At 56.5% G+C, this 24050-nt stretch carries 22 protein-coding genes; 13 read left to right on the forward strand and 9 right to left on the reverse strand.

Annotated features, from left to right (window positions below):
* Positions 1–16 precede the first annotated feature (16 nt).
* The 8 genes from AC13C0_RS06450 (at position 17) to AC13C0_RS06485 (ending at position 7275) form a co-directional block, all read left to right on the forward strand.
* On the forward strand, positions 17–268 hold the full coding sequence (locus tag AC13C0_RS06450; RefSeq protein WP_205422278.1) for a dimethylsulfonioproprionate lyase family protein: 252 nt from the start codon (positions 17–19) through the stop codon (positions 266–268).
* Positions 269–503: 235 nt separating this feature from the next.
* Complete coding sequence (locus AC13C0_RS06455; protein ID WP_482954145.1) at positions 504–2060, forward strand: BCCT family transporter; 1557 nt, start codon at positions 504–506, stop codon at positions 2058–2060.
* A gap of 77 nt (positions 2061–2137) precedes the next feature.
* Positions 2138–3187 (forward strand): mechanosensitive ion channel family protein, encoded by a 1050-nt coding sequence (locus tag AC13C0_RS06460; protein WP_117617994.1) that lies wholly within the window; start codon positions 2138–2140, stop codon positions 3185–3187.
* Between the two features lie 172 nt (positions 3188–3359).
* A complete protein-coding gene (locus tag AC13C0_RS06465) occupies positions 3360–4058 on the forward strand; it encodes an Rpn family recombination-promoting nuclease/putative transposase (protein WP_117617993.1) in 699 nt (232 codons plus the stop codon).
* Between the two features lies 1 nt (position 4059).
* On the forward strand, positions 4060–4452 hold the full coding sequence (locus AC13C0_RS06470; RefSeq protein ID WP_117617992.1) for a DUF2750 domain-containing protein: 393 nt from the start codon (positions 4060–4062) through the stop codon (positions 4450–4452).
* A gap of 313 nt (positions 4453–4765) precedes the next feature.
* Positions 4766–5464: a crotonase/enoyl-CoA hydratase family protein gene (locus AC13C0_RS06475; RefSeq protein WP_117617991.1), complete on the forward strand. Its 699-nt coding sequence runs from the start codon at positions 4766–4768 to the stop codon at positions 5462–5464.
* 29 nt (positions 5465–5493) lie between these two features.
* A complete protein-coding gene (gene efpL, locus AC13C0_RS06480) occupies positions 5494–6060 on the forward strand; it encodes an elongation factor P-like protein EfpL (protein WP_117617990.1) in 567 nt (188 codons plus the stop codon).
* A gap of 30 nt (positions 6061–6090) precedes the next feature.
* Positions 6091–7275, forward strand: coding sequence for a YbfB/YjiJ family MFS transporter (locus AC13C0_RS06485; RefSeq protein WP_117617989.1), 1185 nt, complete (start codon positions 6091–6093; stop codon positions 7273–7275).
* A gap of 77 nt (positions 7276–7352) precedes the next feature.
* Here the strand turns inward: AC13C0_RS06485 and AC13C0_RS06490 are convergent, their stop codons facing one another.
* The 9 genes from AC13C0_RS06490 to paaX all read right to left on the reverse strand — a co-directional run bounded on the left by AC13C0_RS06490 (position 7353) and on the right by paaX (position 18424).
* The gene (locus AC13C0_RS06490; protein ID WP_482954146.1) at positions 7353–8384 is read right to left on the reverse strand and encodes a carbohydrate kinase family protein; all 1032 of its coding nucleotides are present in this window, start codon (positions 8382–8384) and stop codon (positions 7353–7355) included.
* A 25-nt stretch (positions 8385–8409) separates the two neighbouring features.
* Positions 8410–9885 (reverse strand): mannitol dehydrogenase family protein, encoded by a 1476-nt coding sequence (locus AC13C0_RS06495; RefSeq protein ID WP_482954147.1) that lies wholly within the window; start codon positions 9883–9885, stop codon positions 8410–8412.
* A gap of 44 nt (positions 9886–9929) precedes the next feature.
* Positions 9930–11033, reverse strand: a complete 1104-nt coding sequence (locus AC13C0_RS06500) for an ABC transporter ATP-binding protein (protein WP_482954148.1) — start codon at positions 11031–11033, stop codon at positions 9930–9932.
* 12 nt (positions 11034–11045) lie between these two features.
* The gene (locus AC13C0_RS06505; protein ID WP_482954149.1) at positions 11046–11879 is read right to left on the reverse strand and encodes a carbohydrate ABC transporter permease; all 834 of its coding nucleotides are present in this window, start codon (positions 11877–11879) and stop codon (positions 11046–11048) included.
* A gap of 16 nt (positions 11880–11895) precedes the next feature.
* Positions 11896–12801 (reverse strand): carbohydrate ABC transporter permease, encoded by a 906-nt coding sequence (locus AC13C0_RS06510; protein WP_482954176.1) that lies wholly within the window; start codon positions 12799–12801, stop codon positions 11896–11898.
* 148 nt (positions 12802–12949) lie between these two features.
* On the reverse strand, positions 12950–14206 hold the full coding sequence (locus tag AC13C0_RS06515) for an ABC transporter substrate-binding protein (RefSeq protein WP_227539519.1): 1257 nt from the start codon (positions 14204–14206) through the stop codon (positions 12950–12952).
* A gap of 551 nt (positions 14207–14757) precedes the next feature.
* A complete protein-coding gene (locus AC13C0_RS06520) occupies positions 14758–16035 on the reverse strand; it encodes a hypothetical protein (RefSeq protein WP_482954150.1) in 1278 nt (425 codons plus the stop codon).
* Positions 16036–16510: 475 nt separating this feature from the next.
* Entirely contained in the window at positions 16511–17407 is an 897-nt protein-coding gene (locus tag AC13C0_RS06525; protein WP_482954151.1) for an AraC family transcriptional regulator, read from the reverse strand.
* A gap of 51 nt (positions 17408–17458) precedes the next feature.
* A complete protein-coding gene (gene paaX, locus AC13C0_RS06530) occupies positions 17459–18424 on the reverse strand; it encodes a phenylacetic acid degradation operon negative regulatory protein PaaX (RefSeq protein WP_482954152.1) in 966 nt (321 codons plus the stop codon).
* Positions 18425–18731: 307 nt separating this feature from the next.
* On the opposite strand from paaX, the gene AC13C0_RS06535 reads away from it, so the two are divergent.
* From AC13C0_RS06535 to AC13C0_RS06555, 5 genes are all read left to right on the forward strand, one after another.
* Positions 18732–19889, forward strand: coding sequence for an ABC transporter substrate-binding protein (locus tag AC13C0_RS06535; protein ID WP_482954153.1), 1158 nt, complete (start codon positions 18732–18734; stop codon positions 19887–19889).
* A gap of 82 nt (positions 19890–19971) precedes the next feature.
* Positions 19972–20847 carry a branched-chain amino acid ABC transporter permease gene (locus AC13C0_RS06540; protein ID WP_117617978.1) on the forward strand — a complete coding sequence of 292 codons (876 nt, stop codon included), beginning with the start codon at positions 19972–19974 and terminating at the stop codon, positions 20845–20847.
* Positions 20847–21854, forward strand: a complete 1008-nt coding sequence (locus tag AC13C0_RS06545) for a branched-chain amino acid ABC transporter permease (RefSeq protein WP_482954154.1) — start codon at positions 20847–20849, stop codon at positions 21852–21854. Before AC13C0_RS06540 ends, AC13C0_RS06545 begins: the two co-directional genes overlap by 1 nt.
* On the forward strand, positions 21851–22609 hold the full coding sequence (locus AC13C0_RS06550; protein ID WP_117617976.1) for an ABC transporter ATP-binding protein: 759 nt from the start codon (positions 21851–21853) through the stop codon (positions 22607–22609). The genes AC13C0_RS06545 and AC13C0_RS06550 overlap by 4 nt, the downstream gene beginning before the upstream one ends.
* A 17-nt stretch (positions 22610–22626) precedes the next feature.
* Complete coding sequence (locus AC13C0_RS06555; RefSeq protein WP_482954155.1) at positions 22627–23991, forward strand: ATP-binding cassette domain-containing protein; 1365 nt, start codon at positions 22627–22629, stop codon at positions 23989–23991.
* The last annotated feature ends 59 nt before the right edge of the window (positions 23992–24050 follow it).

A 24050-nucleotide genomic window follows, 5' to 3' on the forward strand; every position in this document is an offset into this window, starting at 1 on the left:
CCGCAGGAGAGGTACCATGTCGAGACTCTCAGACCACGTTGAGCACGGCCATGATGGTATCAGTGAATCCTACATCTGCCTGACCGGCTCTGTCTCAGACAGCAACTATAGTGTGTTTACACCCGGTGCTCTGTTCTTCAACCCACCTGAAAAAGCCCACCGCATGACAACGGGTGATTTCGAACCTACGTTGCTGGCCTACGCCTGGACAGGGACTGGGGAGAAGCTCGCCAACCAGAAGATGAGCTTTTCTTCGCGCAAGCGGTAATGGGGCAAAGTAGCCGGTCGACCAGGTCCAGTAAATCCGGGCCATCTTGCTGTCAGTAACCATAGAACAATCCCGGAGTAAAAAGAACTTTAAGAGATTCTTATTCAAGCAGTGACGAGGAAAAAACACCTGTATTGATGCTTTCCACCACTATGTGCGTATTTACCCCACTGTAAGTGCAAGATCGAGGCATTTCCTGTAGTCTGCGCGGCTTTTTCTTCGAGAGGCAGATCCCATGACCATACAATCTCAGTCCGCCCCGCAGGTAAAATCCGGGGCGCTGGCTGACAGCGACCCGGTGGTGCTGGCGCTCACCATCGGCTTTATTCTGCTGTTCGTCGGCGCTTCTATTGTTGATAGCAGCTACGTTGCCGATCTTATAGGAAGTGGATTTGCCTGGACCGCAACCTACCTTGGTTCGTTTTTTCAGCTCTTGTTGTTGCTGACGTTCTTCATCGCCATTGGCACAGCGCTCAGCCGTGCAGGCGCGGCGCGTATCGGCGGACTGGATCGGCCTGAAATCAGCCGTTTCCGCTGGCTGTCGATGATCATGTGTACGTTGCTGGCGGGAGGCGGCGTGTTTTTTGCCGCTGGCGAGCCGGTTTATCACTTCGTTGTGACGCCCCCGGCGTTTGATACGGAAGCCGGTACGTCGGCCGCAGCAGCGCCCGCCATGGCCCAGTCATTTACTCATTGGGGATTTCTCGCCTGGGCGGTGCTGGGCTCGTTGACTGCTCTCGTTCTGACCCGGGCCCATTACGGGCAGGGCAAGCCTCTCCAGCCAAGGACTCTGCTGTATCCGGTGTTTGGCGAGAAAGTGATTAAGGGCCGCCTCGGGGGTGTGATTGATGCTTTCTGCGTTATTGCGGTGGTAGCTGGAACGGTTGGTCCTATCGGTTTTCTGGCCACCCAGATGAGTTTTGGTCTGCACGAACTGTTTGGCGTGCCTGACGGGTACGGCACCCAGTTGACGGTATTGGCGGTTCTTGCAGGTGTTTACATGACCTCCGCCATGACCGGTCTTCACAAAGGCATCCAGCTGCTCAGCCGCTTTAATGTGATACTGGCGCTGGTTATTGCCGGGGTGATCTTTGTTTTTGGCCCGACATTGTTCCTGACCAACATCTACACACAATCCATGGGTGAATACGTAACTTCTTTTTTCGCCATGGCAACCATGACGGCAGAAACTGCTCCGGCCTGGTGGATGAAATGGTGGACGGTGTTTTTCTTTGCCTGGTTCATCGGCTACACGCCGCTGATGGCCGTGTTTGTGGCCAGGATTTCCCGTGGCAGAACCGTAAGGGAAATGGTTCTGGCCGTGGCCCTGCTGGCACCCATTGCGACGACCATCTGGTTCACATTGCTGGGCGGCTCGGGCATCTATCACCAGCTTGCCGGTACGTTTGACCTCACGGACGCGCTGAACAACTTCCGCTTTGATGTCGCCACGCTGACCGTGGCCCAGGCACTGCCCGGCGGTACCTGGATGGCGGCCGCGATTCTGCTGCTTACCACCATATTTGTTGCCACTACAGGTGATTCCATGAGCTACTCAATCGCCATGGTGGGTGCTGGTCACGATGAACCAAGCCCCTGGATTCGCGTGTTCTGGGGTGGTGCCATGGCACTGATGGCGGCCATTCTTCTGTACATGGGGGCTGGCCAGATTGGCGTGCTGCAGCAGTTCATCGTACTGACAGCGATTCCGGTATCGCTGATCATTCTGCCGTCGCTGTGGACCGGGCCGAAAGCGGCCATGGCGATGGCACGGGAGCAGGGGCTGGTCTAGTCTTGCATAAGCCGGGCGCCCGGGCGGCCCCGGTTCTTTCTGTGCAACCCAGATGAACAAGGACTCGCGGGGGACTGATGCTGGAAGCGTTTGAGGCTGGTTTCAAGGCGTGGATGTGGCCCGGATTCTCGGCGATCCTCGCGGTTATCGCCACCTACGGTGTGTACCGGCTGGCGCTGGCGGTCTTTCGCCATTTCTCCGAGCCGGGAACGGTGCTGCGATTGTTTCTCGACGCCGCAGCCCGGGCGCTCGGCGTGGTCTTCTGTCTGCTGGTGCTGGCCGGGGCGCTGGAGGCGGCGCCAGCGGATTTGCCGTTGATGGCAGCCATGCAGCAAGTCACCACTTTATTGCTTGTTCTGGCGATCACCTGGGCGGCGGTTCGGCTGACTTCCGCGATTGGTGAGGTTATCGTGGCGCTGAACCCGGTGCTCGAGGGGCAGTGGAAGCGCGCCCGCAAGGTCGAAACCCAGACCCGGTTTCTGGTTCGCGCCCTGAATATCCTCATTGTCATTATCGGCTTGGGTGCGGCCCTGATGACCTTTGAGTCCGTCCAGCACATGGGCGCCAGCCTGCTCGCGTCGGCGGGGGTCGGCGGCCTGATCCTGGGTTTCGCCGCCCGCCCTGTGCTGAGCAACTTGCTGGCGGGGATGCAGATTGCGCTCACCCAGCCCTTCCGGATAGATGATGTACTGAACGTTCAGGGGGAGTGGTGCTGGGTGGAAGAGGTGACTTCCACCTATGTGGTTTTGAGGGTCTGGGACCTTCGCCGACTGGTTATTCCGCTGCAATGGTTTATCGAGAATCCGTTCCAGAACTGGTCCAGAAATACCGCGGATCTGCTGGGAACCGTATTTATCTGGGTGGACTACACCATGCCGGTGGAACCGCTTCGGCAGGAGTTCAACCGGTTGCTGGCTCAGTCGGGACTCTGGGACGGTAAGTTGGCTACGGTGCAGGTGACCGATGCCAGCGACCAGGCCATGCAGGTGCGGTTCCTGATGAGCGCTTCGGATTCAAGCCGGAACTGGGATCTCAGATGTGCGGTTCGTGAGGGGCTGGTGACCTTCATCCAGGAAAACTACCCGGCCCAGTTACCGCGCCTGAGGGCCCGGATGGTTGAAAGCTGACGGTTTCTGCCGATACGCCAACTCGTTCAGCAATCACTGAACTTTTGTTAAAGGATACTGGGTCTGGCTGTGGGTGCCGGTCTGGGACTGGCCTGTTTTTTTTGAGTTTTTGGTGTTATCCGATGAGGTGAGGGGGTGTGGTAGAATAACCGCCATTCATTCAGGTGGCCTCATGAGCGACTTACTCGATCCGACCAACGATTACGTTTTCAAGCGTTTGTTTGCAGAAGCCCCGGATCTGTTGGTGAACCTGATTAATGATCTGCGCCCTGATCTTCCGGATATTATGTCGGTTGATATTCTGAACCCGAATATCGAAGCCAGTGAACTGACTGGCAAATACATTATCCTGGATGTCCTGGCTCGGGATGGGGAAGGCCACTGCTATAATGTCGAGATACAGGTTCGCAGGTACGGTGCTTGGCATAAGCGCGGTTTGTTTTACCTTGCGCGTACTCTGGGCACGCAACTGGATGCTGGGGAGGACTACCAGCACCTGAGAGCCTCGGTCGGGCTGCACCTGCTGGATTTTGATTTGTTCACTGCAACTGAGAACGAACGTAGGCAAGCGGTGTGTCGGTTCGAGATGCGTGACGAAACCCAGCCGGACATATCGCTGGGGAACATTTTGCAGATGAACCTGATCGAACTGAACAAGGCAGACCGAATCGGTCTGGAGCCGGGACCGTTATCGGCCTGGATCACTTTCTTTAAGCACTGGCAAGAGGAGCTCACCATGGCTAATGTGGCACATGAACCGGTTAAAAAGGCAATGAGCCGCATCCGTGAACGTACTACAGTCAGTCTTCCCGGATTCCGTGTTAGGCTCCGAAACCTACCCGAAAGCAACTTGTTGGAGTGGCGTGCCTGATATGAGCAGTGATGAACTTACCCCGGTAATCGAAATGGACGGCGAACTGCGGTACGACTACTTCCTGAACCAGGTGGGCGAGGAGCGCGAAATCTGGATTCTGGTTAATACCGGGAATCGCTTCCTGAAAATTGCCTCCGACGATGGCGACGTAGAGTACCTGCCCGTTTGGCCTGCCCCGGCGTTTGCCGCCGACTACGCCAAGGGTGCCGATGACCTGTCTCCCCGAAGTATTTCATTGCCAGACTTTTTCAGGAAATGGGTGCCCGGGCTGACCAGGGATGGCCTGGATGTCGGCGTCTTTCCCGGCCTTGATAAAACCGTTTGGATCACCGAACCCGAGGAGCTCAAGCGGGATCTGCAGGATGTGATGTCGGATTTCAACAGAGGCTGACCCGTGACATGCACCGCCACAGGTCAGCCTGCGGCTGCAATCCTAAGCTATTCGGTAGCTCGAGCGTGCTGTTTAAGGCGTAGCCGGTCATTAAAACGCCATAATCCCTGAAGCCCTGTGATTGCAGGGCTGAAGACACCTGTCCGAGCTGTTCCCACAAAGTTATCCACAGTTTTTGTGGGTAAGATTATTCAGAGCTCCGTGCCCTTCGAATTCTTGCAAAGATTGTTGAAACTCGGACGCGGCTGACCCACAATCTGGTCCGACTAAGTAAACAAACGCTCACTTTAATTTTGGTAGAGAGGTAAGGCAGGTGACTGAGCTGGTAGGTTACGAGTTGAAAGACGGTGTTGCGACGATCACCATCAGCAATGGCAAGGCGAATGCCCTGAGTCATGAGGTTATTGAGGGCCTGAATCAGGCGCTGGATCGTGCGGAGCAGGACAAGGCCGTTGTTATCCTCACCGGCCAGCCGGGCATTTTCTCCGCCGGTTACGATCTGAAGGAAATGCAGAAAGGTCCGAAGGAAGCTGCGGCGCTGGTAACTACCGGCTCCAAACTGACCCGTCGCCTCGCGGCGTTTCCGTTGCCGGTGATCGGCGCGTGCAGCGGCCATGCCATTGCCAAGGGAGCGTTCATCCTGCTGTCCGTAGATCATCGCATTGGTATCGAAGGGCCCTTCAAGCTGGGCCTGAATGAGGTTGCGATTGGCATGACCATGCACCATGCCGGTATCGAAATTGCCCGCCACCGTCTGGCGCCGGCTCATTTCTACCGCTCGGTTGTAAACGCTGAAATCTACAGCCCTGAAGGCGCGGTCGAGGCAGGGTTCCTGGATGAGGTGGTTGCCCAGGACAAACTGATCGAACGAGCCACCGGGCTTGCGCTCCACTTCAAGACTCTGAACATGCGTGCGCACCGGGAAACCAAGGTTAAAGCCAAGGCGGATTACCTGGCGCTTCTGGATCGTTGCATTGAGCAGGATTCAGAGCATTTGGGGCTGAACGGTTAAGCGAAACTCCCTTTACGGAAACAGAAGACATGCCCAGAGCCAGTGAGATCAAAAAGAATTCCGCTGTTGAATACGACGGACGGGTGTATTTCGTGAAAGACATTGAGCGCTCGGTCCCCCAGGGCCGTGCCGGTGGCAGCCTGTACCGGATGCGAATGTACGATGTGGTGACCAGCCAGAAGCTTGACGAGACATTCAAGGATTCGGACATGCTCAACCTGGCTGACCTGACGCGCCGGGAAGCCACCTTTTCCTACGCGGATGGCGATGAGTACGTGTTCATGGATACCGAGGACTTCACCCAGTACAGCCTGAACCGGGACGCCATTGCCGAAGAGCTGCTGTTCATCTCCGAAGACACGCAGGGCGTTATGGTTATCCTGTTGAAGGACTCGCCGGTTGCACTCGCACTTCCGCCCACCGTTGAACTGGTGATTGAAGAGACGGATCCGTCCGTCAAAGGCGGCTCTGCGACGGCCAGAACCAAGCCCGCCCGTTTTGCAACTGGTCTGGTGGTACAGGTGCCTGAACATATCTCCACCGGAGATCGCATTCGCATTAACGTGGAGGAGCGCAAGTTCCTGGGCCGCGCCTGATCTGAACTCGTTCCGATGTAAGGGCACCGCGTGAAACCGATAGAAACAATAAAAGTGCTGGTGGCCAGCGTGATCGCCGTTGTGGTCATGGTGGGGATCGCCCGGTTTTCCTACACGCCGATGATCCCGGAAATGGTTGCTGCGCTGGGGCTGAGCAAATCCGTTGTCGGCATGCTGGCTACCGTGAACTATGCCGGCTACCTGACCGGGGCGGTGCTCATTACCCGGATCAGCGATCTCGGTCTCAAGGTCAGGCTGTACCAGCTCGGACTGGTGGTCGCCGTGGTTTCGACGGTGCTCATGGGGTACACCACCAACATGTGGTTGTGGTTCATTCTGCGCTTTATCTCCGGGCTGAGCACTTCAGCGGGCATGTTGCTGGGAGCCGGCCTGCTGATGAGCTGGCTGATCAAGAATAACCAGAAATCCGAGCTTGGTGTGTTCTTTTCCGGCATCGGGCTTGGGATTGTCCTGACTGCCGTGGTGGCCGAGCTGATCAAGGACCCGTTCACCTGGGATCAGCAATGGGTGATCTACGGGTTGGTGGCGCTGGCACTTCTGGTTCCTGCCTGGCGCTGGATGCCGGACTACCGGGCCTGCGCTCTGCCCCGCACAGGGGGTGAAGGTACCGGGGATGAGCGGAGCCGCTTCATCCGTATACTGCAACTGGCGTATTTCTGCGCCGGCGTGGGCTATGTGGTGACAGCCACGTTCCTGGTGGCCATCGCCGAATCCATGCCCGAGCTCAGCGGCCAGGGCTGGCTGGTCTGGCTGATTGCCGGTCTTGCCGCCACCCCGGCCTGCTGGCTCTGGGATGTATTCTCCCGTCGCTGGGGGCAGTGGCTGGCACTGTACCTGGCCTACACACTGAACTCGGTGAGTATCCTGATGCTGATCATGAACACCAGCCTGACCAGTGTGATGCTCAGTTCCGTGATTTATGGTGCCAGCTTTATCGGTATTGTCAGCATGATGCTGGCGATGGTCGGGCGCGTGTTCCCCGAAAATCCCTCCCGGCCCATGAGCCGGCTGACCTTCAGTTATGGCATAGCGCAGATGGTGGCACCGGCAGTCGTCGGCTATCTGGCGGATGTGGAGGGTAATTACACCAACGGTCTTTGGTTGACTCTGGTTGTTATGGCGCTGGGTGTACTCATGCTTCATCTGGCAAGGCGGGCACAGCAGCGTCAAGACGAAACTGCGGTCGTCGGTTGAGCTGCCGGAGGTTGTCCCGGTGACCCCTCAGCAGAAGCGTCGGTTCGACAATGCCCAGGCACGCCGGGAGGGGCGTCTCAAGACCCGGGCACAGTTGGCTGAGTCCGGTGCCGGGAAATCCTGAGCAGGCTCTCCAGGTCAGACTGGCTCGGCAGTGAGGTAAATGCCCCAGCGCGGGTTACCGCGTGGGCGCCGCAGGCGCTGGCGAACTGAAGCATTTCTTTCAGGGCTTCAGGATGTTCGCCCAGAGCAGTCAATCGCGCCGGAGACACTTCCGTTTCTGAGAGGCGGTATAGCAGGCCGCCGACAAAGGCATCGCCGGCCGCTGTGCTGTCTACCATGGTTACCTCTACAGGTTGAATCAGCCCTTTATGGCTGCCTGTGTAATAACGCATGGGTGCTCCTCCGTCGGTGATCACGATCAATGCGACGCCGGCGTTCTGGAGCCTCCTCAGGACAAGATCCTCATCCTGATCACCGCAGAGGAAGGCCAGTTCTTCTGCGCTGAGTTTAACCACATGTGCCCGCTCAATGCAGGACCAAACAGCGCCGAATGGGTCGCTGTTCTCTGGCCAGAGATTTTCACGCAGATTCAGGTCAAAGCTGATGACAAACCCGGCACTCCTGGCTTTTTCCAGGCCCGCCAGGGTTGTTTCCCGTATGCCGGGCTCGGTTAGGGTATTGGAACAGAAATGGAAAATTCCCGGCTCCTGGAACCATTCATCCTGAAAATCCTCCGGGCGAAACAGCATATCCGCGGAAGGGTTGCGATAGAACTCGAAACTTCGCTCACCCTGAGAGTCCAGCAACACAAAGGCCAGTGCCGTTTTGGCTTCGCTGGTTTGTAACAGGTAGTCGGTATTTACGCCGTTGTCTTCCAGTGATGCCCTGAGGAAGTCACCGAACATATCCGCTCCGACCTTGCCCGCAAAATAGCTGCGCCCGCCCAGCTTACCGACCGTGGCTGCGACGTTCGCGGGGGCGCCACCGGGGAACTTGGTAAAGGTTTCCTGCCCGGACGTCTTTGTCTTCCCGGGTCCGTTGGTGTTGCTGACGTTGCTGGAGAGCATATCAATCAGGGCCTCTCCAAATGCGATGACCTTTTGCATTGTCTGTGTCCTGCCTGGGGCGGCTTTAGGCAACTGGCAACGTTTGCAGCGTTGCCAGAGTGCCCTTGGATTCAAGTTTATTCACGGCGGATTCGAAGGCCTCGCAAAAGGCCCGGGAATTAATCAGATCTCCGCTGAACAGATCTTCCATGCCCAGAAACTTCTGTTTCAGGCTATCCCGGTTCTGCACTGCGGTTTGCAGGCGTTCCGCAAGAGGGTCCTGAATCTCATGGTGCTGGCCGGTTTCGTCGCGGCCTTTGAGGTATACCGCCCAGCTTGCGATGACCAGGGCCACGCGGTCCAGGGGCCGGGATTCCTGAATAAGCGCTCGAATGGTTGGCACCAGGAACTTGGGGATCTTGCTGGATCCGTCAAGGCACAGCCTGGCCAGTTGGTCGCCGACCTGTGGGTTGGAAAAGCGGTCGATCAGTGTCGCCTTATAGCCAACGAGATCAACGCCCGGAATGTCACCCAGAATCGGGGTAACATCCTCATCCATGAAGGCCCGGATAAAATCGGTGAAACGGCTGTCTGCCATGACTTCATGGGTGTAGCGATAGCCGGCAAGGTAACCCAGGTACGCCATGGCCGAGTGGCTGGCATTCAGCAGCCGGATTTTCATCAGCTCGTAGGGGGCCACATTGTCAGTGAACTGGGCGCCGACGGAAGCCCAGTCCGGGCGACCGTTGCAGAAGTTGTCTTCCAGAACCCACTGGGTGAACGGCTCACAGATGACTGGCCAGCGATCCTCGATACCATGGGAGAGTTTCAGCCACTCGGTATGGGCGGGCGTGGTTCCCGGTGTAATTCGATCCACCATACTGCAGGGAAAAGTGACCTGTTGATCAATCCACTCTGCCAGCCCGGCATCACGCATGTAGGCGAATGCCAGTAAAGCGCTGCGCGCTGCATGGCCGTTGTGGGGCAGGTTGTCGCAGGACATGATGGTAAATGGTGCCAGTCCCCGGCTTCTGCGGCGGGCAAGGGCTTCGGTCAGAAAACCAAACACGGTGCGCGGCTGCCGGGGATGCCGCAGGTCATGAACCACATCCGGATGCTCATGGTTGAAAAGCCCGGTATTGTCATCAACGTTGTAGCCTCCCTCGGTAATGGTGAGGGAAACGATTCGGACGTCAGGACTGGCAAGCTTTTCGATCACCCGGCCGGGGTCATCCGGAGCAAACAGAAAATCGGTGATCGCACCGATGACACTCAATGCATTGGTCCCATCGGAGCCCAGCTCGATCAGGGTATAGAGGTAGTCCTGTTCTGCCAGGACGGACTGCATGGTTCGGTCTGCCTCACGCAGCCCGACTCCGCAGATGGCCCAGTCGTCGCTGCCGCCTTGCTGCAACAGTCTGTCTGTGTACATGGCCTGATGGGCACGGTGAAAGCCGCCAACCCCGATGTGGATGATGCCATGTTTCAGGTTTGCCCGATTGTACTGCGGGCGCGAAACGCCGCTTGGCAGGTCGGACAGTGTGGTCTTGTTCAGCTTCATAGGTTCACCCTGTTTTCCGGCCGGCGGGGCCGGCCCTTCGCGTGTCAGGCGGCGATCTGCTCGAGTCTGGGCAGGGCCTGGTCCTGGTCATCGAACAGGTGGCACTGGTCGAGCTCGAGGCTCAGGCCGATCTGCTGGCCAAAGTTGCATGTGAAATTGCCCGGTGTCCGGACCGTAAGCGTTTCGCCGGTGCCGGTTTTAACGTAACAGTAGGTGTCACTGCCAAGATTTTCTGCTATGTCCAGACGGCCGGTGAGGTGGCTTTCCGCAGGGTCGGAGACATAAATGTTCTCAGGCCGCACGCCCAGGGTTACGCGGCTGTCCTTGCGCAATGATGTCCCCTCGACCGGCAGGGTGAGCGTCGCGCCATCTTCGAGCTGGATTTGGGTTCCCTGGTGATCGCATGCAAGCACGGTAGCAGGCAGGAAACTCATTTTCGGCATGCCGAGAAAGCCCGCGACAAACCGGTTGGCCGGGCTGTGATAGAGCTCCATGGGTGAGCCGACCTGCTCGATCTGCCCCTGGTTGAGTACCACAACCTTATTGGCGAGGGTCATGGCCTCGACCTGATCGTGAGTCACGTAGATCATGGTGGCTTTCAGGTCATGGTGAAGCCGCGCAAGTTCAAGCCGCATCTGCACGCGAAGTGCGGCATCGAGGTTTGACAGCGGTTCGTCAAACAGGAACACCTTGGGCTGGCGGACGATGGAGCGGCCAATGGCAACGCGCTGGCGTTGCCCACCGGACAGTTCCTTGGGCTTACGCTCAAGCAAAGGCTCCAGCTCCAGAATGCGAGCTGCTTCAGCCACCTTGGCATTGATCATCTCTTTGCGTTCCTTGGCCAGCTCCAGCGCGAACGACATGTTCTTGCGCACGGACATGTGGGGGTAAAGCGCGTAGCTCTGGAAGACCATCGCCAGATCCCGCTTGGCGGGCGCCAGTTCGGTGATTTCCCTGTCGTCCAGGTAAATATGACCACTGGTAACCTCTTCAAGGCCGGCGATCGAGCGCAGCAGGGTCGACTTGCCACAGCCTGAGGGGCCAACGAAGACAACAAACTCGTGATCCTTGATGGTCAGGTTGATGCCTTTGAGGATTTCCACATCCCCAAAGGATTTTTTCAGGTTTTTTATTGTTAAATCAGCCATGGGAATTCTCCGTTATTTAACTGCGCCAAAGGACAAACCGCGAACCAACTGTTTCTGACTGATCCAGCCAAAGATCAGGATCGGAGCGCAGGCCAGGGTTGAGACTGCGGACAACTTGGCCCAGAACAGTCCTTCGGGACTCGAGTAGGAGGCGATCAGGGCAGTCAGGGGCGCTGCCTGCGATGCGGTGAGGTTCAGCGACCAGAATGCCTCGTTCCAGCTCAGAATCAGTGCCAGCAGAACGGTGGACGCCAGCCCGCCTTTGCTCATGGGAAGCAGAACCCGCCAGATCTCCTGGAACAGCGTTGAGCCGTCCATACGCGCGGCTTCCAGTACCTCTTTCGGGATTTCCTTGAAGTAGGTGTAAGCCATCCAGATCATGATTGGCAGGTTGATCAGCGTGAAAATAATGGTCAGCCCAATGCGGGTATCCAGCATCTGCAGGTCTTTGAACAGCAGGTAGATCGGGACCAGTACGCCGACAGGTGGCAGCATCTTGGTGGACAGCATCCAGAGCAGGGTGGCCTTGGTGCGTTTGGTCTCGAAAAACGCCATGGAGTAGGCGGCGGGTACCGCCAGCAGCATCCCGATAATCGTTGAGCCGAAAGACACTACCACTGAGTTCCAGGCAAAGTGGAAGTAGTCGCTGCGCTCATTGACCAGCGTGTAGTTCTCCAGCGTGGGTGTGAAGAACAGTTGGGGCGGCGTCGCGAACGCGTCGATTTCGGTTTTGAAGCTGGTCAGCAGCATCCAGAAAATCGGAAAGAAGATGGTCAGGGCTACGCCCCAGGCCAGGATACCCATCAGGGCCGTTGTCAGGCTTCGGCGTTGTTTCAGGCTAAGCATGGTGTCACCTCCGGCGTTATTGTTTATCGGTCAGGCTCTTGCCGACGACGCGAACCAGGAAGAACGCGGCGATATTGGCAAGAATGACGGCAATCAGTCCGCCCGCTGACGCAAGGCCAACGTCGAACTGGAGTAACGCCTGGCTGTAGATCAGGTAGGCGAGGTTGGTGGTTTCGTAGCCGGGGCCACCACCGGTTGTTGTGAAGATTTCCGCAAACAGTGAGAGCAGGAAAATGGTTTCGATCATCACCACCACGGCAATCGGGCGCGCCAGGTGGGGGAGAGTCAGGTGCCAGAACAGGGCCCATGGGCCAGCGCCGTCCAGTCGCGCGGCTTCCTGCTGCTCCTGGTCGAGCGACTGCAGTGCGGTCATCAGCAGAAGGATCGCGAAAGGCAGCCATTGCCACGACACGATCATGATGATGGAGAAAAGCGGAAACTCCGAGAACCAGTCAATGGGTTGCGCGCCGAAAAACTGCCAGATGGCGGCAAAGACTCCCGACACCGGGTGCAGCAGCAGGTTTTTCCAGACCAGTGCATTTACCGTGGGCATGATGAAAAACGGCGAAATCAACAGGATTCTGACAATGCCCTGACCCCAGAACGCCAGATTGATGAGCAGTGAAATCAGGACACCGAACACGACTGTGATCAAGAGTACCGAGCCGACCAGCAGCAGTGTGTTGGTCATTCCGGCCATGAACCCCAGGTCAGTCACGAAAAACCGGAAGTTCTCCAGGCCGACGTACTCGTTTTCGCCGGGATAAAGCAGGTTATACCGGATCAACGAGAAGTAAATCGTCATGGACAGGGGAACAACCATCCAGAGCAGAAGCAACAGCACCGATGGCGATACCATGAGCCGGCTGATTCTGGCTTTCTGTTTGCTGACACCTCCTGTAGTCGGAGCCGTATCTTGCATTGTGCGGATTGCGTCCGCATCCAAAGTTTTTGTTTCCATACCAATGCCTCCGGGAAGGGGCCCTGACGATGTGGGCTGCCCGTATAAACCGATGGAGCGGCATGACGGGACCCACAGGTGCCAGTTGTGTTAATTCATAGCGACGTGATTACTTTGAGTAGTAACGCGCCCGGGTCATTTCGCGGGTCGTAATCGACTGGGCGCCCATCAGGGCCTGTTCGGTCGACATGGAGCCGGCGAGCGCCCCGGAGAAAAGTTTGCCAACCTGGGTTGCAATGGCCTGAAACTCCGGGATGGCGGCAAACTGGACGCCCACATAGGGGGCCGGCTTCAGGGTGGCGTCATTGGGGTCGGCCCTATCCATCGACTCAAGGGTTTTGGCCGCAAACGGCGCGGCAGCAAGGTACTCGGCGTTGTCGTAAGTTGATGCCCGAGTGCCCGGAGGAGTGGTTGCGATGCCGGTGGTCTCCGCCACCAGGGCACTGTATTGCTTGGATGTCGCCCAGGTGATAAAGGTCTTGGCGGCTTCTTTTGCATCCGAGCTGACCGGAATGGCCAGTGCCCAGGACCACAGCCAACCAGCGCCCTTATCGGTCTTCTGGCTTGGTGCCAGTGCAAAACCAACTTTATCAGCGACCTTGCTCTGGGATTCGTCGGTAACAAACGCGCCGGCTACCGTGGCGTCTACCCATAGGCCGCATTTGCCGGAGTTGAACAGTGCGAGGTTTTCATTGAAGCCATTGGAGGATGCCCCCGGGGGACCGTAGTTACCCAGCAGGTCGACGTAGAACGTGAGCGCGTCTTTCCACTCCGGGCCGGTGAATTCAGGTTTCCACTCTTCGTCAAACCAGCGGGCACCGAACGCGTTGGCGATGGTGGTGATCAGCGCCATGTTTTCGCCCCAGCCGGCTTTGCCGCGCAGGCAAACCCCGTATTGTCCCTCGTCGGGCTTGTGGAGGGTTTTGGCGAACGACTTCATCTGTTCCCAGGTGGGCTGGGCCGGCATGGTTAACCCGTTTTTTTCGAAAAGATCCTTGCGGTAGTAGGTCATCGAGCTTTCGGCATAGAAGGGCAGCGCGTAGAGCTTCCCGTTCTTCGAGAGGCCGCCAAGGACCGACGGGAAAATATCTTCCTTGTCATAGTCTTCCGGCAGGTCATCCATAACCGTCAGCCAGCCTTTTTCTCCCCAGATCGGGGCCTCGTACATGCCGATGGTCATCACGTCGAACTGGCCACCGCCGGTGGCAATATCCGTGGTCAGGCGCTGGCGGAGGACATTTTCCTCAAGTACGACCCAGTCGAGGTCTATATTCGGGTATTCTGCTTCGAAGGCATCAGACAAACCTTGCATGCGAATCATGTCGCCGTTGTTGACGGTGCCAATCGTGACTTTGGTGGCCGCCATGGCCGGGAAGGATGCGGTCAGGATTCCGGCTGCGACCAGCGCAGGGAAAAAGCTGTTGGTGCTCATGTTCGAACCTCTGTTTATTTTTGGAGTAGGTCGATCCCGGCTAAATCTGGAAACCCGTCAACATTGTTGTCGGTACACCCAATCGGGTGCTGAATCCTATGAGCCCATTACACGCTGAGTATGAAAAGCGGACAAATACATACTTCGCCAGATTTATGTACTTTTTTGCCATTCGCCGAGCTGTTCCCTTAAGCGTCAGCCACCGTGAACCACCTTTTGAGCGGCTGTCGGTAAAGCATTGTCCTGTTAGAAAAGGAAAAATCTGACGCGATAAAGTTGTGTATTCCGGCGAACGTGACCGATTTGCACACGGCCATCTCGATGTGTTATCGAATGCCCGGTGACGCAGTCGGGCCAGGATCCAGCACTCGAGCTTCGGTTGCCAGATCGATTTCGGCAGAGATGCTAATCGGAAACACTATCAATTGAGTACAGACCCCGATTAAAGAAAACGGGGTCTGTACCCAATTTTTCCGGAGCGGAAACTAGAAAACTACAGAGGCTTCCAGCATAAAGCCATCCCAGTCATCCCCGATCTGGCCGGGGGAATTCGCGCCCTCTTGCTGGCTCACGTACTCCGCCTTTACTAGCGCCACATCATTTAGCCAATAACCGCCGCCGACCTGGGTACGTGTCAACTCGTCGTCGGGACCGGCATTGTCGGACTCATTAGTCACAAGGGTGTAGCGCACTGCACCGTAAAGTTTTGAAGGCATGATGTAGTAGCTGGCCTCCGTGCCGTAAAATTGCATTTCGCTTGTCTGCTGCAGGAACTGGGTGGCCTGGCTAGCAACGGTCTGATTCCCTGAGCTGTCTCCAAAACTGAATTTATCTTCAGCCCGGCCGAACCAGATGCGGGCGTAGAGCGGGATATCCTCACCTGTATACTGGGCACCGATCTGCCACACATCGACTTCAAGACCCGGCAACAGACCGGCATGGGTATCACGAGCACCGGCACCACTGCCCGGGAAGTTGTAGTTGTCGCCGTCACCCTGCACCATGCCCATCGTCTGAACCTCACTGAACGGGCGCGGATTATCGCCGGTAACCTGATCACCCAGGTCATTGAAGGCATAGCCGCCGCCGACACTGAAGCCCATGGGCAGGTCCAGAGAACCCTTGAAGAAGTAATCATAGCCACGATCCCCGCTGAAATCCTCGAAGAAGGTGGGCACAGTCACGGTGGCGTCCCAGTTCACCCGTTTGAGAAAACCGCTGCCGATATCATGGCTTCCCAAGACGGTGAGGCCGGATTCCGCGGTAACCATATCGGCGGGCGAGTTGCCAATCAGCGGGTTGCCCTGTACCACGGCACCGTCCGAATATCCCCCGAAGTTGCGCACTGCGGTGACAACTCCGCCCAAACGAAAAGTGAGGTCATCAGTGAGCATATAATTGATAAACGACAGGTCGTTGGAGATTTCGAACTGATCGTCAGTGCCAAAGTCATTCGGTTCTTCGCTGAGTTCCACAAAGGCACTGATGCGTTCTGAGACCTGGATATCGAAGCCGAGAGAAAAGCGTATCCGGTTGAAACCTGAGTCGGCCGACCGATCAGCAACATTGAACGCATTATCGTCAGCTTCCAGTGCCTGGAAGGAGCTCATGATAGCGCCCTTGATTTCTACTTTACCGTCGAATAATTCCGTGCCAGGGGCGGGGCTGGAGGCCAGCCCCAATTCTGTGGCGTAAGTGGGGCTGGCGGCCATCCCCAGCAACGCACAAACCGTCCCCAGTTTTGAAGCGCTTATTAATCTCATTGATTTTACCTCATGTGATGGATGCTATTTGTTTTATTTCCACGCTGAGTAGTCGCATTAAATCTATGCGGAACTTCGTTTATCTGTAAGTGACTTTAGTTGCCGTCATGGCGGAGGAGGATGCGGTCAGGATTCCGGCTGCGACCTGCGCCGGGAAAAGGGTGTTGGTGCTCATGTTCAAACCTCTGTTTATTTTTGGAGTAGGTCGATCCGGGCTAAATCTGGAAACCCGTCAACAGTGTTGTTACCGGTACACCCAATCGGGTGCTGGGTCCTATTACACGCTGAGCATGAAAAGCGGACAAATACATAATTCGCCAGATTTATGTACTTTTTTTCCATCAGGTGAGCTGTCATCGGTTATGAGAGTCGGCGTGAACTTTCCCTTGAATGGGGGCTGATTCGTCATCTTTCTGATTCGGGAGGAAAATGATATTCAGATATAAGGTATTGGTTGGAAACGGTAAAAAGCGGGTCAGCCCCGGTAAAGAACATCCATTGATGCCTTTCGATAGTCCGACGGTGTCATTTTCTTGAGGTGGAAAAAGCGGCGGTTGAAGTTTGCGATATTGTTGAATCCGACCGAAAAGCAGATTTCAGTAATCGGCTCGTCGGTGTGGGCAAGATGTTCGCAGGCCTTGTTGATGCGCAGGGTATTGACGAATTCGGTAAAGCGTTGACCAGTCGCTTTCCTGAAGAACTTAGAGAAATAGGTCGGCCCCATGTTCACATGGTCCGCGACTTCCTCGAGGGAGATGCCTGTGTCATAGGACTCGAAGATGTAATTGACGGCCTGATTGAGGCGATGGAGGATCTTTTCGTCGGTAATCGGGATATAGGTGGATGACGAGAGCACCCGGTAATCATCAATGCCCGCAAGAAGCTCAATCAGTGTCCAGAATCGGGTCAGGCGCCTGAAACCTCCGGAAGTTGCAATGTCTTCGAACAGCTCCACGGCCCTGGCAATGCCGTCGGGGTTCAGAAACTCGATGCCATACTGCGCGCGCTCCCAGAACCGAGCCAGCAGCCGTGCTTCCGGGAAGAAGGATTCGCATCCTTTCACAAACTCATGGGAGAAGTTGATGACGCGGTCGCGTAACTCGACGCGCTCGCCCTGATCCAGTTGGCTTATCCAGTTATGAGGCAGGTTGGGCCCGACCAGTATCAGGCTGTCAGGTGAGAAGTTGCCAATGTAGTCGCCAACGAACACCTTGCCTGACGTCGCTGTGATCAGGTGTAGCTCATATTCCTCATGGTAGTGCCAGCGCACAAGGGGGCTGGGGTATCCATGATCAAGGTAGCGAATCGACTCATCACCTTGCTGATCGACCCACTCAAATTCGGGCTGTAGGCGCTGTTTGTTGTGGCTCATGAGACACCGTTATTCCGGCCTTTCAGTTTAGAGTACAACAGTTCGCAGTGTTCAGACAGCGGATTCCGGCGTTTCTTCCTGAGTCGTGGTCATGTCTCTCAGCCCTCCAAAGCGCTTGAAGAATTTCTCGCCGGGGCCGGGGAGGGGGCCGGAGGCATTCTCCAGGGTTTCATCCAGCCATTGTTCCGCCCGCACATAAATCTTCCGGTACAGGTTCCGGCAGAGTTGCTTGGCGCTGCGGCCTTCCCAGTCGCCCGGTAGCAACTCGTCCGGCAGTAGTGGGTCTCGAAGCAGAATTTTTCGGTACTCGTGAATCAGCAATATCCGGAGGATCAGGCATTCTTTCGGGCTGAGCGTGTCTTCCGATTGCAGCTCACGCCAGAGGGGGCGGAACTGTTTCAGGAAGCGCCGGTAGCGGCCTCCAAGCTCATCCAGGTTCCAGCTTTCGCGAACCTGCAGACGAAGCGCCCTGGGGCTTTTCTGCTCTATGGGTATGGTCTGCATCACGATGGTGTCTTCCAGGGCGCCCCACTCCTGCAGCATGGGAATCAGTTCGCTGCGGGTATACCGGGGGTGCTCCATCAAGCCCGGCGCCATGCTGCCGAAGCTGAGCCACTTCAACTCCTCCCGAACCTTCTGGCGAAGATCCGGGTCCAGCTGGTTCAGGTAGACCAGGCACCAACTGCCAGTCCATTCCTCGGTGTCCAGGTTGTAGACGTGCTGAAAGGCCTGTTCGAATCGGCGCAGCCCGGGGCCTGTGAGGCTGTAATAACTGCAACGGCCGACCTTTTCCGTTTGCAGCCAGGATTCCTGAACCAGACGGTACACGGAAGTGCGAACCAGCCGCTGGCTGATGCCCATGGGTTCTACCAGCTTCATCAGGCTGCCAAGCCAGACATTGCCACCGCGGGGAACGATGGCGTCGCCATAGATGGTAATGATGAGGGAGCCGGCACGGAGCGGCCGTTTTTTCTGAAAGTTCCTGACAAGCAGTTCGAGCTGGCTTTTTGCAGTCATGGCCCTGGGTTCGCAAATAAGAATCAATGAAACACGTTGCACGTATTATGCGGGTCCTGCGTGTCAGGTAAAGGTTTGTCTTTATGCGTGCTGTTCTGGCGCGCCGTGACAGCGTCGGCTTTACTTAAGGAGCATCGACCGTCGCCCTGAAATCGGTTGACATGGAAGTTATGATACAATAACTTCAATTGATATTCGTCAATGGTATCGAATTATACCGGAAGCGAAGAATCAGGAGAGCATCTGATCAAGGATGAGGGAATAACAACATACTCAAGCCCCTGCACAATCCGGGAGAACAAAAACAATGCTTAATACAATGATCCGTCGCGTCGGAAAATGCGCGGCCGTTGCGGCTGCCGGTCTCATGATGATGAGTGCCCAGGCAGCTGAACCCATCAAAATCGGGTCGTTCCTGTCTGTCACAGGTCCGGCATCCTTCCTTGGCGACCCCGAGCTGAAAACGCTTGAGATGTACGTTGAGAAAATCAATGAAGACGGTGGTGTTCTGGGCCGTCAGTTGGAACTGATCCACTATGATGACGTGGGCAATGCCTCCTCCGCCCGTAACTTCGCCAGCCGCCTGATCCGTTCGGACCGGGTGGATATCATTGTTGGTGGCAGCACCACTGGCGCCACCATGGCAGCGGTGCCACTGATTGAGCAGGCACAGGTGCCCTTCATCTCCCTGGCGGGTGCCGTGGTTATTACCACGCCGGTGAAGAAGTGGGTGTTCAAGACTCCCCAGTCTGACCGCATGGCGGCAGAGCGCATTCTGTCGGACATGAAAGACCGTGGCATCAGCAGGATCGGTCTGATCTCCGGCACTGGTGGTTTCGGCAGTTCCGGCCGTACCCAGACCCTGGAAGTGGCAGGGCAGATGGGTATGGAAGTGGTGGCCGATGTCACCTACAGCGGATCTGATACAGACATGACCGCCCAGCTGACCAATATCCGTAACACAAAAGGTGTTGAAGCGGTTCTCAACTTCGGTTTCGGTCAGGGCCCGGCCATTGTTACCCGCAACTATGCCCAACTGGGAATGGAGCTTCCGTTCTATCAATCCCACGGCGTAGCCTCTGACAGCTTCCTTGAGCTGGCCGGTTCCGCGGCTGAAGGCCTTCGTCTGCCTGCATCACCGCTGCTGGTGCCGGACTCCCTGCCGGAAGACGATCCCCAGAAAGAAGTGGTTCAGAACTACAAAGCTGAGTACGAAGCCCGCTGGGATTCCAAGGTGTCCACTTTCGGAGCCTACGCCTACGACGGTCTGATGCTGGCAGTTCGCGCCATGGAAGAAGCTGGCTCTACAGATCCGGAAGCGGTTCGTAACGCACTGGAAAACATTGATGGCTATGTCGGCGTAACCGGTGTCTTCAACATGTCACCGGAAGACCACAACGGCCTGGATCCGGAATCCTTCCGCATTCTGGAAGTCCAGAACGGCGAATGGAAACTGATCGACTGATACCCCTTTAACCTGTCTCGCGGCTGGCGATGCCCCCTTCCCAGGGTAGGTCGTCAGCCGATGTTCGACCGGAACCACCGCTATGCTAGCAGAATTCTTACAGTACCTGTTCACCGGGATTACTATCGGTGCGACCTACGCCCTGATAGCCCTCGGTTTTACCCTGATTTACAACGCCAGCCATGTCATCAACTTCGCCCAGGGTGAATTCCTGATGATTGGAGGCATGGCAACGGTTTCCCTGACCGCCATGGGAGTGCCCATGATATTCGCGGTCGTGCTGGCAATCATTCTGGCTGGTGTGCTGGGGATTGCCCTTCAGCGTCTCGCTATTGCTCCGGCCAAACAGGCCGATGTGGTTACCCTGATTATCATCACCATTGGTGCCTCCATCTTTATTCGCGGTATCGCCCAGGTAGTCTGGGGCAAGGAGTACCACGTGATGCAGAACTTCAGCACCGACCAGCCTATCCAGGTGTTTGGTGCCGTGCTGAACAGCCAGAGCCTGTGGGTTCTCGGTATTGGCGCGGTCATGGTGGTGGCTTTGGTGCTGTTCTTCACCAAGACGCTGATTGGCAAAGCGATTCTGGCAACTTCCATGAACAAGGAGGCGGCACGCCTGGTCGGCATCCGCACCCAGATGGTGCTTATGCTGGCATTCATGGTGTCTGCGCTGCTTGGCTCGGTGGCCGGGATTGTAGTCGCACCGATTACTTTTACTTCCTATGACATCGGGATCATCCTCGGACTGAAAGGCTTTGTTGCCGCGGCTATCGGAGGTCTTGGCAGCGGTGTGGGTGCTGTTGTCGGTGGCCTTGCCCTTGGCATTGTTGAAGCCATGGCGGCCGGTTACATTTCATCCGATTACAAGGACGCGGTAGCGTTTTCCATGATTCTGCTGGTGCTCTTCTTCATGCCCCGAGGACTTTTCGGCGCCAAAGTAGTGGAGCGTGTCTGATGTTGAACCGGTTTATGCAGTCGCGCCTCCGGGGCCTGCTGGTCCTCGCACTTATCCTGATTATCCTTCCGGCTTTTCTGGGCAACCCGTTCCATTATGAACTGGCCATCCAGATGGCCATCATTGCCGCTACCGTTATCGGCCTGAACCTATTGGTGGGCTTTGCCGGTCAGATCAGCCTTGGTCACGCGGGCTTCTTTGGCCTGGGTGCTTACTTCACGGGTATCACAACCGGGACTTACGGCTGGTCTTCTGTCCCGGCGCTGGTGGTCGGTGCCATTGCGGTTGGCATCATTGCCTGGGTTGTGGGTCGCCCGATCCTGCGACTGAAAGGGCATTACCTTTCCATGGCAACCCTCGCAGTGGGCTTCATAATTACCATCATTCTGAACAACGAGCGTGCCATTACCGGTGGCCCGGACGGCATGCCGGTTCCGGCCTTCGATCTCTTTGGCTGGGAGCTCAGTACCTTTGGTCAGTATTCGTTGTTCGGACTGGAGATCTCTGGTGTCCAGGCCTGGTATATCCTGGCCAGCGTGGTGCTTCTGCTGGCGGTCTGGTTCGCCCAGAATCTGATCGAATCGCCCATTGGCCGGGCTTTACGGTCCGTGAAAGGCTCGGAAGTAGCTGCCAGCGTGGTGGGAGTCGACACCGCAAAGTACAAAAGCCTCGTGTTCGTGATCTCCGCGATCTATGCCAGCGTAATGGGTGGCCTTTACGCCCACTTTCAGGGCTTTATCACCCCGGCGGTGGCAAGCTTCGAGTTCTCCATTCTCTTTATCACCATGGTCGTCCTTGGCGGTATGGGTTCCACGTTCGGTGTGATTCTGGGTGCCGTGGTGCTGAAACTGTTGCCCCAGGTTCTGGCGGATTTCCAGGAACTGGAAACCGTGATGTTTGGCCTGATCCTGATGCTGACCATGATCTTCATGCCCAAGGGTCTGTTGCCCACCATCACCGCAATCGTTTCCAAAAGAATGCGCAAGAAAGCGGGAGGTGAGGCATGACAGCACTGGTTGAAGTAAAAGGGCTGGATAAGGCCTTTGGTGGTGTTCATGCGGTGGAAGGTGTCAGTTTCGCCGTGGAGGCCGGGCAGGTCTATTCTGTCATTGGTCCGAACGGTGCTGGCAAGACCACCCTGTTCAATCTGATTACCGGCCTCTATATCCCCACCAAGGGTGAGATTCTGCTGAATGGCGAGAGTACCGCCAGGCTGGAACCGAACCAGCTTGCGGAACGGGGCATGTGCCGGACCTTTCAGCAGATGCAGATCTGTATGAACATGACCGCCATTGAGAATGTGATGCTTGGTCGCCACCTTCAGCTCAGAAGCAGTCTGTTTACCACCTTGTTCCGGCTGCCATCGCTGCGTCGCAATGAAGCCGCAGCCCGTAAGCGTGCCGCTGAGTTGATGGAATACGTGGGTTGCGGTGACTACCTGGATGCCGAAGCCTCCGCCATGTCCTATGGCGCACTCAAGCGACTTGAAATTGCCCGGGCCCTGGCTGCTGAACCAAAGGTCATCCTTCTGGATGAGCCGGCGGCCGGCCTGAACGCCACCGAAACAGCGGCACTGGAGGATCTGATTCGAAAAATTGCGGAACAGGGCATCACGGTGATGCTGGTCGAGCACGATATGAAACTGGTGATGGGCATTTCCGACCGGTTGCTGGTGCTTAACTATGGTCGTGTTCTGGCCGAGGGTACGCCCGAGGAAATCCGTCAGAACCCGGACGTTATCGCCGCCTATCTGGGTGGCTGAGCAAAGAGACATTTCACATGAGCGAGCAACACACTGAAATGGCGCCTGCCCAGTCACGCAGTGAGCAGGCCGTCCGGATTATTGTTCAGGAGCACCAAGCGCTGTGGCGGATCCTGGATCTGCTGGATCAGCTTCTCAGCGATATGAATGTGAACGAGCAGCGTCCTGATGAGCGACTGCTCAGTACCATTTTTGATTACATCCAGCACTTCTCCCGGCGGGTTCACAGCACGCCCACGGACATTGAGCTTTACAAGCGGCTCAGTGAGAAGTCCCCGGAGACGGCACCCCTGCTGGAAAAGCTGGCCAAGGGCTACGTGATCGGGCATGAAAAGCTGCTTGAGCTGCGCAGGTTGCTGGCCGTCTGCATGGAAGGCTGGCCGCAGGGGCGTGAGGAGTTCAGCCATGCCCTGGCTCGTTTCACCGAAGCCTTGCGTAAGCATATTCGCAAGGAAGAAGGGGTGGTCATTCCAAGGGCCCGTAAACTGCTGACTGAGGAAGACTGGCAACAGATCATCGAAGCGCGGGACGTGGAAAACGACCCATTGTTTGGTGAACGGGTGCGGGAAGAGTTCCGGGAGTTGCGCCACCAGATTGTCAGTTATACCCCCGAAAAGTTCGGAGGCCTGGGCCTGAAGCATGCGGATCGGGTGACTGCACCTCATGCAAAACAGGAAATGCTGTCCATCAAGGGGTTGGTTACGTCCTATGGCCAGATTGAAGTGCTGCATGATGTGGATATCCACATCAACAGTGGCGAGATTGTATCGCTCGTAGGAGCCAATGGCGCCGGCAAATCTACCCTGCTGATGACCATCTCCGGGTTGCAGCCTACAGACCGGGGCGCGATCACCTTTGAAGGTAAGGATCTTGCTAAGATCAGTGCCGATCAGCGGGTAGCCAACGGTATTGTGCAGGTTCCGGAAGGCCGGCAGGTGTTCAAGGACCTCAGTGTTCACGACAATCTGCTACTGGGCGCCTACACCCGGGGCAAGACACCTGAGGTGATGGATGACCTTGAGCGTATGTACACCAAATTCCCTATTCTTCGCCAGAAGCGCCATAACCTGGCCGGCGAGCTCTCCGGTGGTCAGCAGCAGATGCTGGCCATGGGCCGGGCCCTGATGGCCAAGCCGAGATTGTTGCTTCTGGATGAGCCCAGCATGGGCCTTGCGCCGTTGATCGTTGAGGAAATCTTCAACATCGTCAAGGAACTCAAGGCGGAGGGGATTACCATCTTCCTGGTAGAGCAGAATGCCTCCCAGGCGCTGGCACTGGCAGACCGTGGCTATGTGCTGGAAACTGGCAAGGTGGTGGTTGAAGGTACTGGCCGGGAGCTGCTCAGTAATGAGAAGGTTCGCGAGGCCTACCTGGGTATGTAATCGCCCAGGGCATGTAAAGCACAAATAAAAGGGGGGCACCCATTAGCCAGGTCGTTAAA

The sequence above is a fragment of the Marinobacter sp. B-21 genome (genome assembly GCF_056857895.1).

Bases quoted from the DNA above. Each gene is read 5' to 3' on its own strand.
- efpL (WP_117617990.1), top strand. From the start codon at position 5,494: ATGCCCAGAGCCAGTGAGATCAAAAAGAATTCCGCTGTTGAATACGAC.
- AC13C0_RS06490 (WP_482954146.1), bottom strand. From the start codon at position 8,384: ATGCAAAAGGTCATCGCATTTGGAGAGGCCCTGATTGATATGCTCTCC.
- AC13C0_RS06460 (WP_117617994.1), top strand. From the start codon at position 2,138: ATGCTGGAAGCGTTTGAGGCTGGTTTCAAGGCGTGGATGTGGCCCGGA.
- AC13C0_RS06465 (WP_117617993.1), top strand. From the start codon at position 3,360: ATGAGCGACTTACTCGATCCGACCAACGATTACGTTTTCAAGCGTTTG.
- AC13C0_RS06470 (WP_117617992.1), top strand. From the start codon at position 4,060: ATGAGCAGTGATGAACTTACCCCGGTAATCGAAATGGACGGCGAACTG.
- AC13C0_RS06540 (WP_117617978.1), top strand. From the start codon at position 19,972: ATGCTAGCAGAATTCTTACAGTACCTGTTCACCGGGATTACTATCGGT.
- AC13C0_RS06535 (WP_482954153.1), top strand. From the start codon at position 18,732: ATGCTTAATACAATGATCCGTCGCGTCGGAAAATGCGCGGCCGTTGCG.
- AC13C0_RS06520 (WP_482954150.1), bottom strand. From the start codon at position 16,035: ATGAGATTAATAAGCGCTTCAAAACTGGGGACGGTTTGTGCGTTGCTG.
- AC13C0_RS06555 (WP_482954155.1), top strand. From the start codon at position 22,627: ATGAGCGAGCAACACACTGAAATGGCGCCTGCCCAGTCACGCAGTGAG.
- AC13C0_RS06550 (WP_117617976.1), top strand. From the start codon at position 21,851: ATGACAGCACTGGTTGAAGTAAAAGGGCTGGATAAGGCCTTTGGTGGT.
- AC13C0_RS06500 (WP_482954148.1), bottom strand. From the start codon at position 11,033: ATGGCTGATTTAACAATAAAAAACCTGAAAAAATCCTTTGGGGATGTG.
- AC13C0_RS06545 (WP_482954154.1), top strand. From the start codon at position 20,847: ATGTTGAACCGGTTTATGCAGTCGCGCCTCCGGGGCCTGCTGGTCCTC.
- paaX (WP_482954152.1), bottom strand. From the start codon at position 18,424: ATGACTGCAAAAAGCCAGCTCGAACTGCTTGTCAGGAACTTTCAGAAA.
- AC13C0_RS06455 (WP_482954145.1), top strand. From the start codon at position 504: ATGACCATACAATCTCAGTCCGCCCCGCAGGTAAAATCCGGGGCGCTG.
- AC13C0_RS06515 (WP_227539519.1), bottom strand. From the start codon at position 14,206: ATGGCGGCCACCAAAGTCACGATTGGCACCGTCAACAACGGCGACATG.
- AC13C0_RS06510 (WP_482954176.1), bottom strand. From the start codon at position 12,801: ATGCAAGATACGGCTCCGACTACAGGAGGTGTCAGCAAACAGAAAGCC.
- AC13C0_RS06525 (WP_482954151.1), bottom strand. From the start codon at position 17,407: ATGAGCCACAACAAACAGCGCCTACAGCCCGAATTTGAGTGGGTCGAT.
- AC13C0_RS06495 (WP_482954147.1), bottom strand. From the start codon at position 9,885: ATGAAGCTGAACAAGACCACACTGTCCGACCTGCCAAGCGGCGTTTCG.
- AC13C0_RS06505 (WP_482954149.1), bottom strand. From the start codon at position 11,879: ATGCTTAGCCTGAAACAACGCCGAAGCCTGACAACGGCCCTGATGGGT.
- AC13C0_RS06450 (WP_205422278.1), top strand. From the start codon at position 17: ATGTCGAGACTCTCAGACCACGTTGAGCACGGCCATGATGGTATCAGT.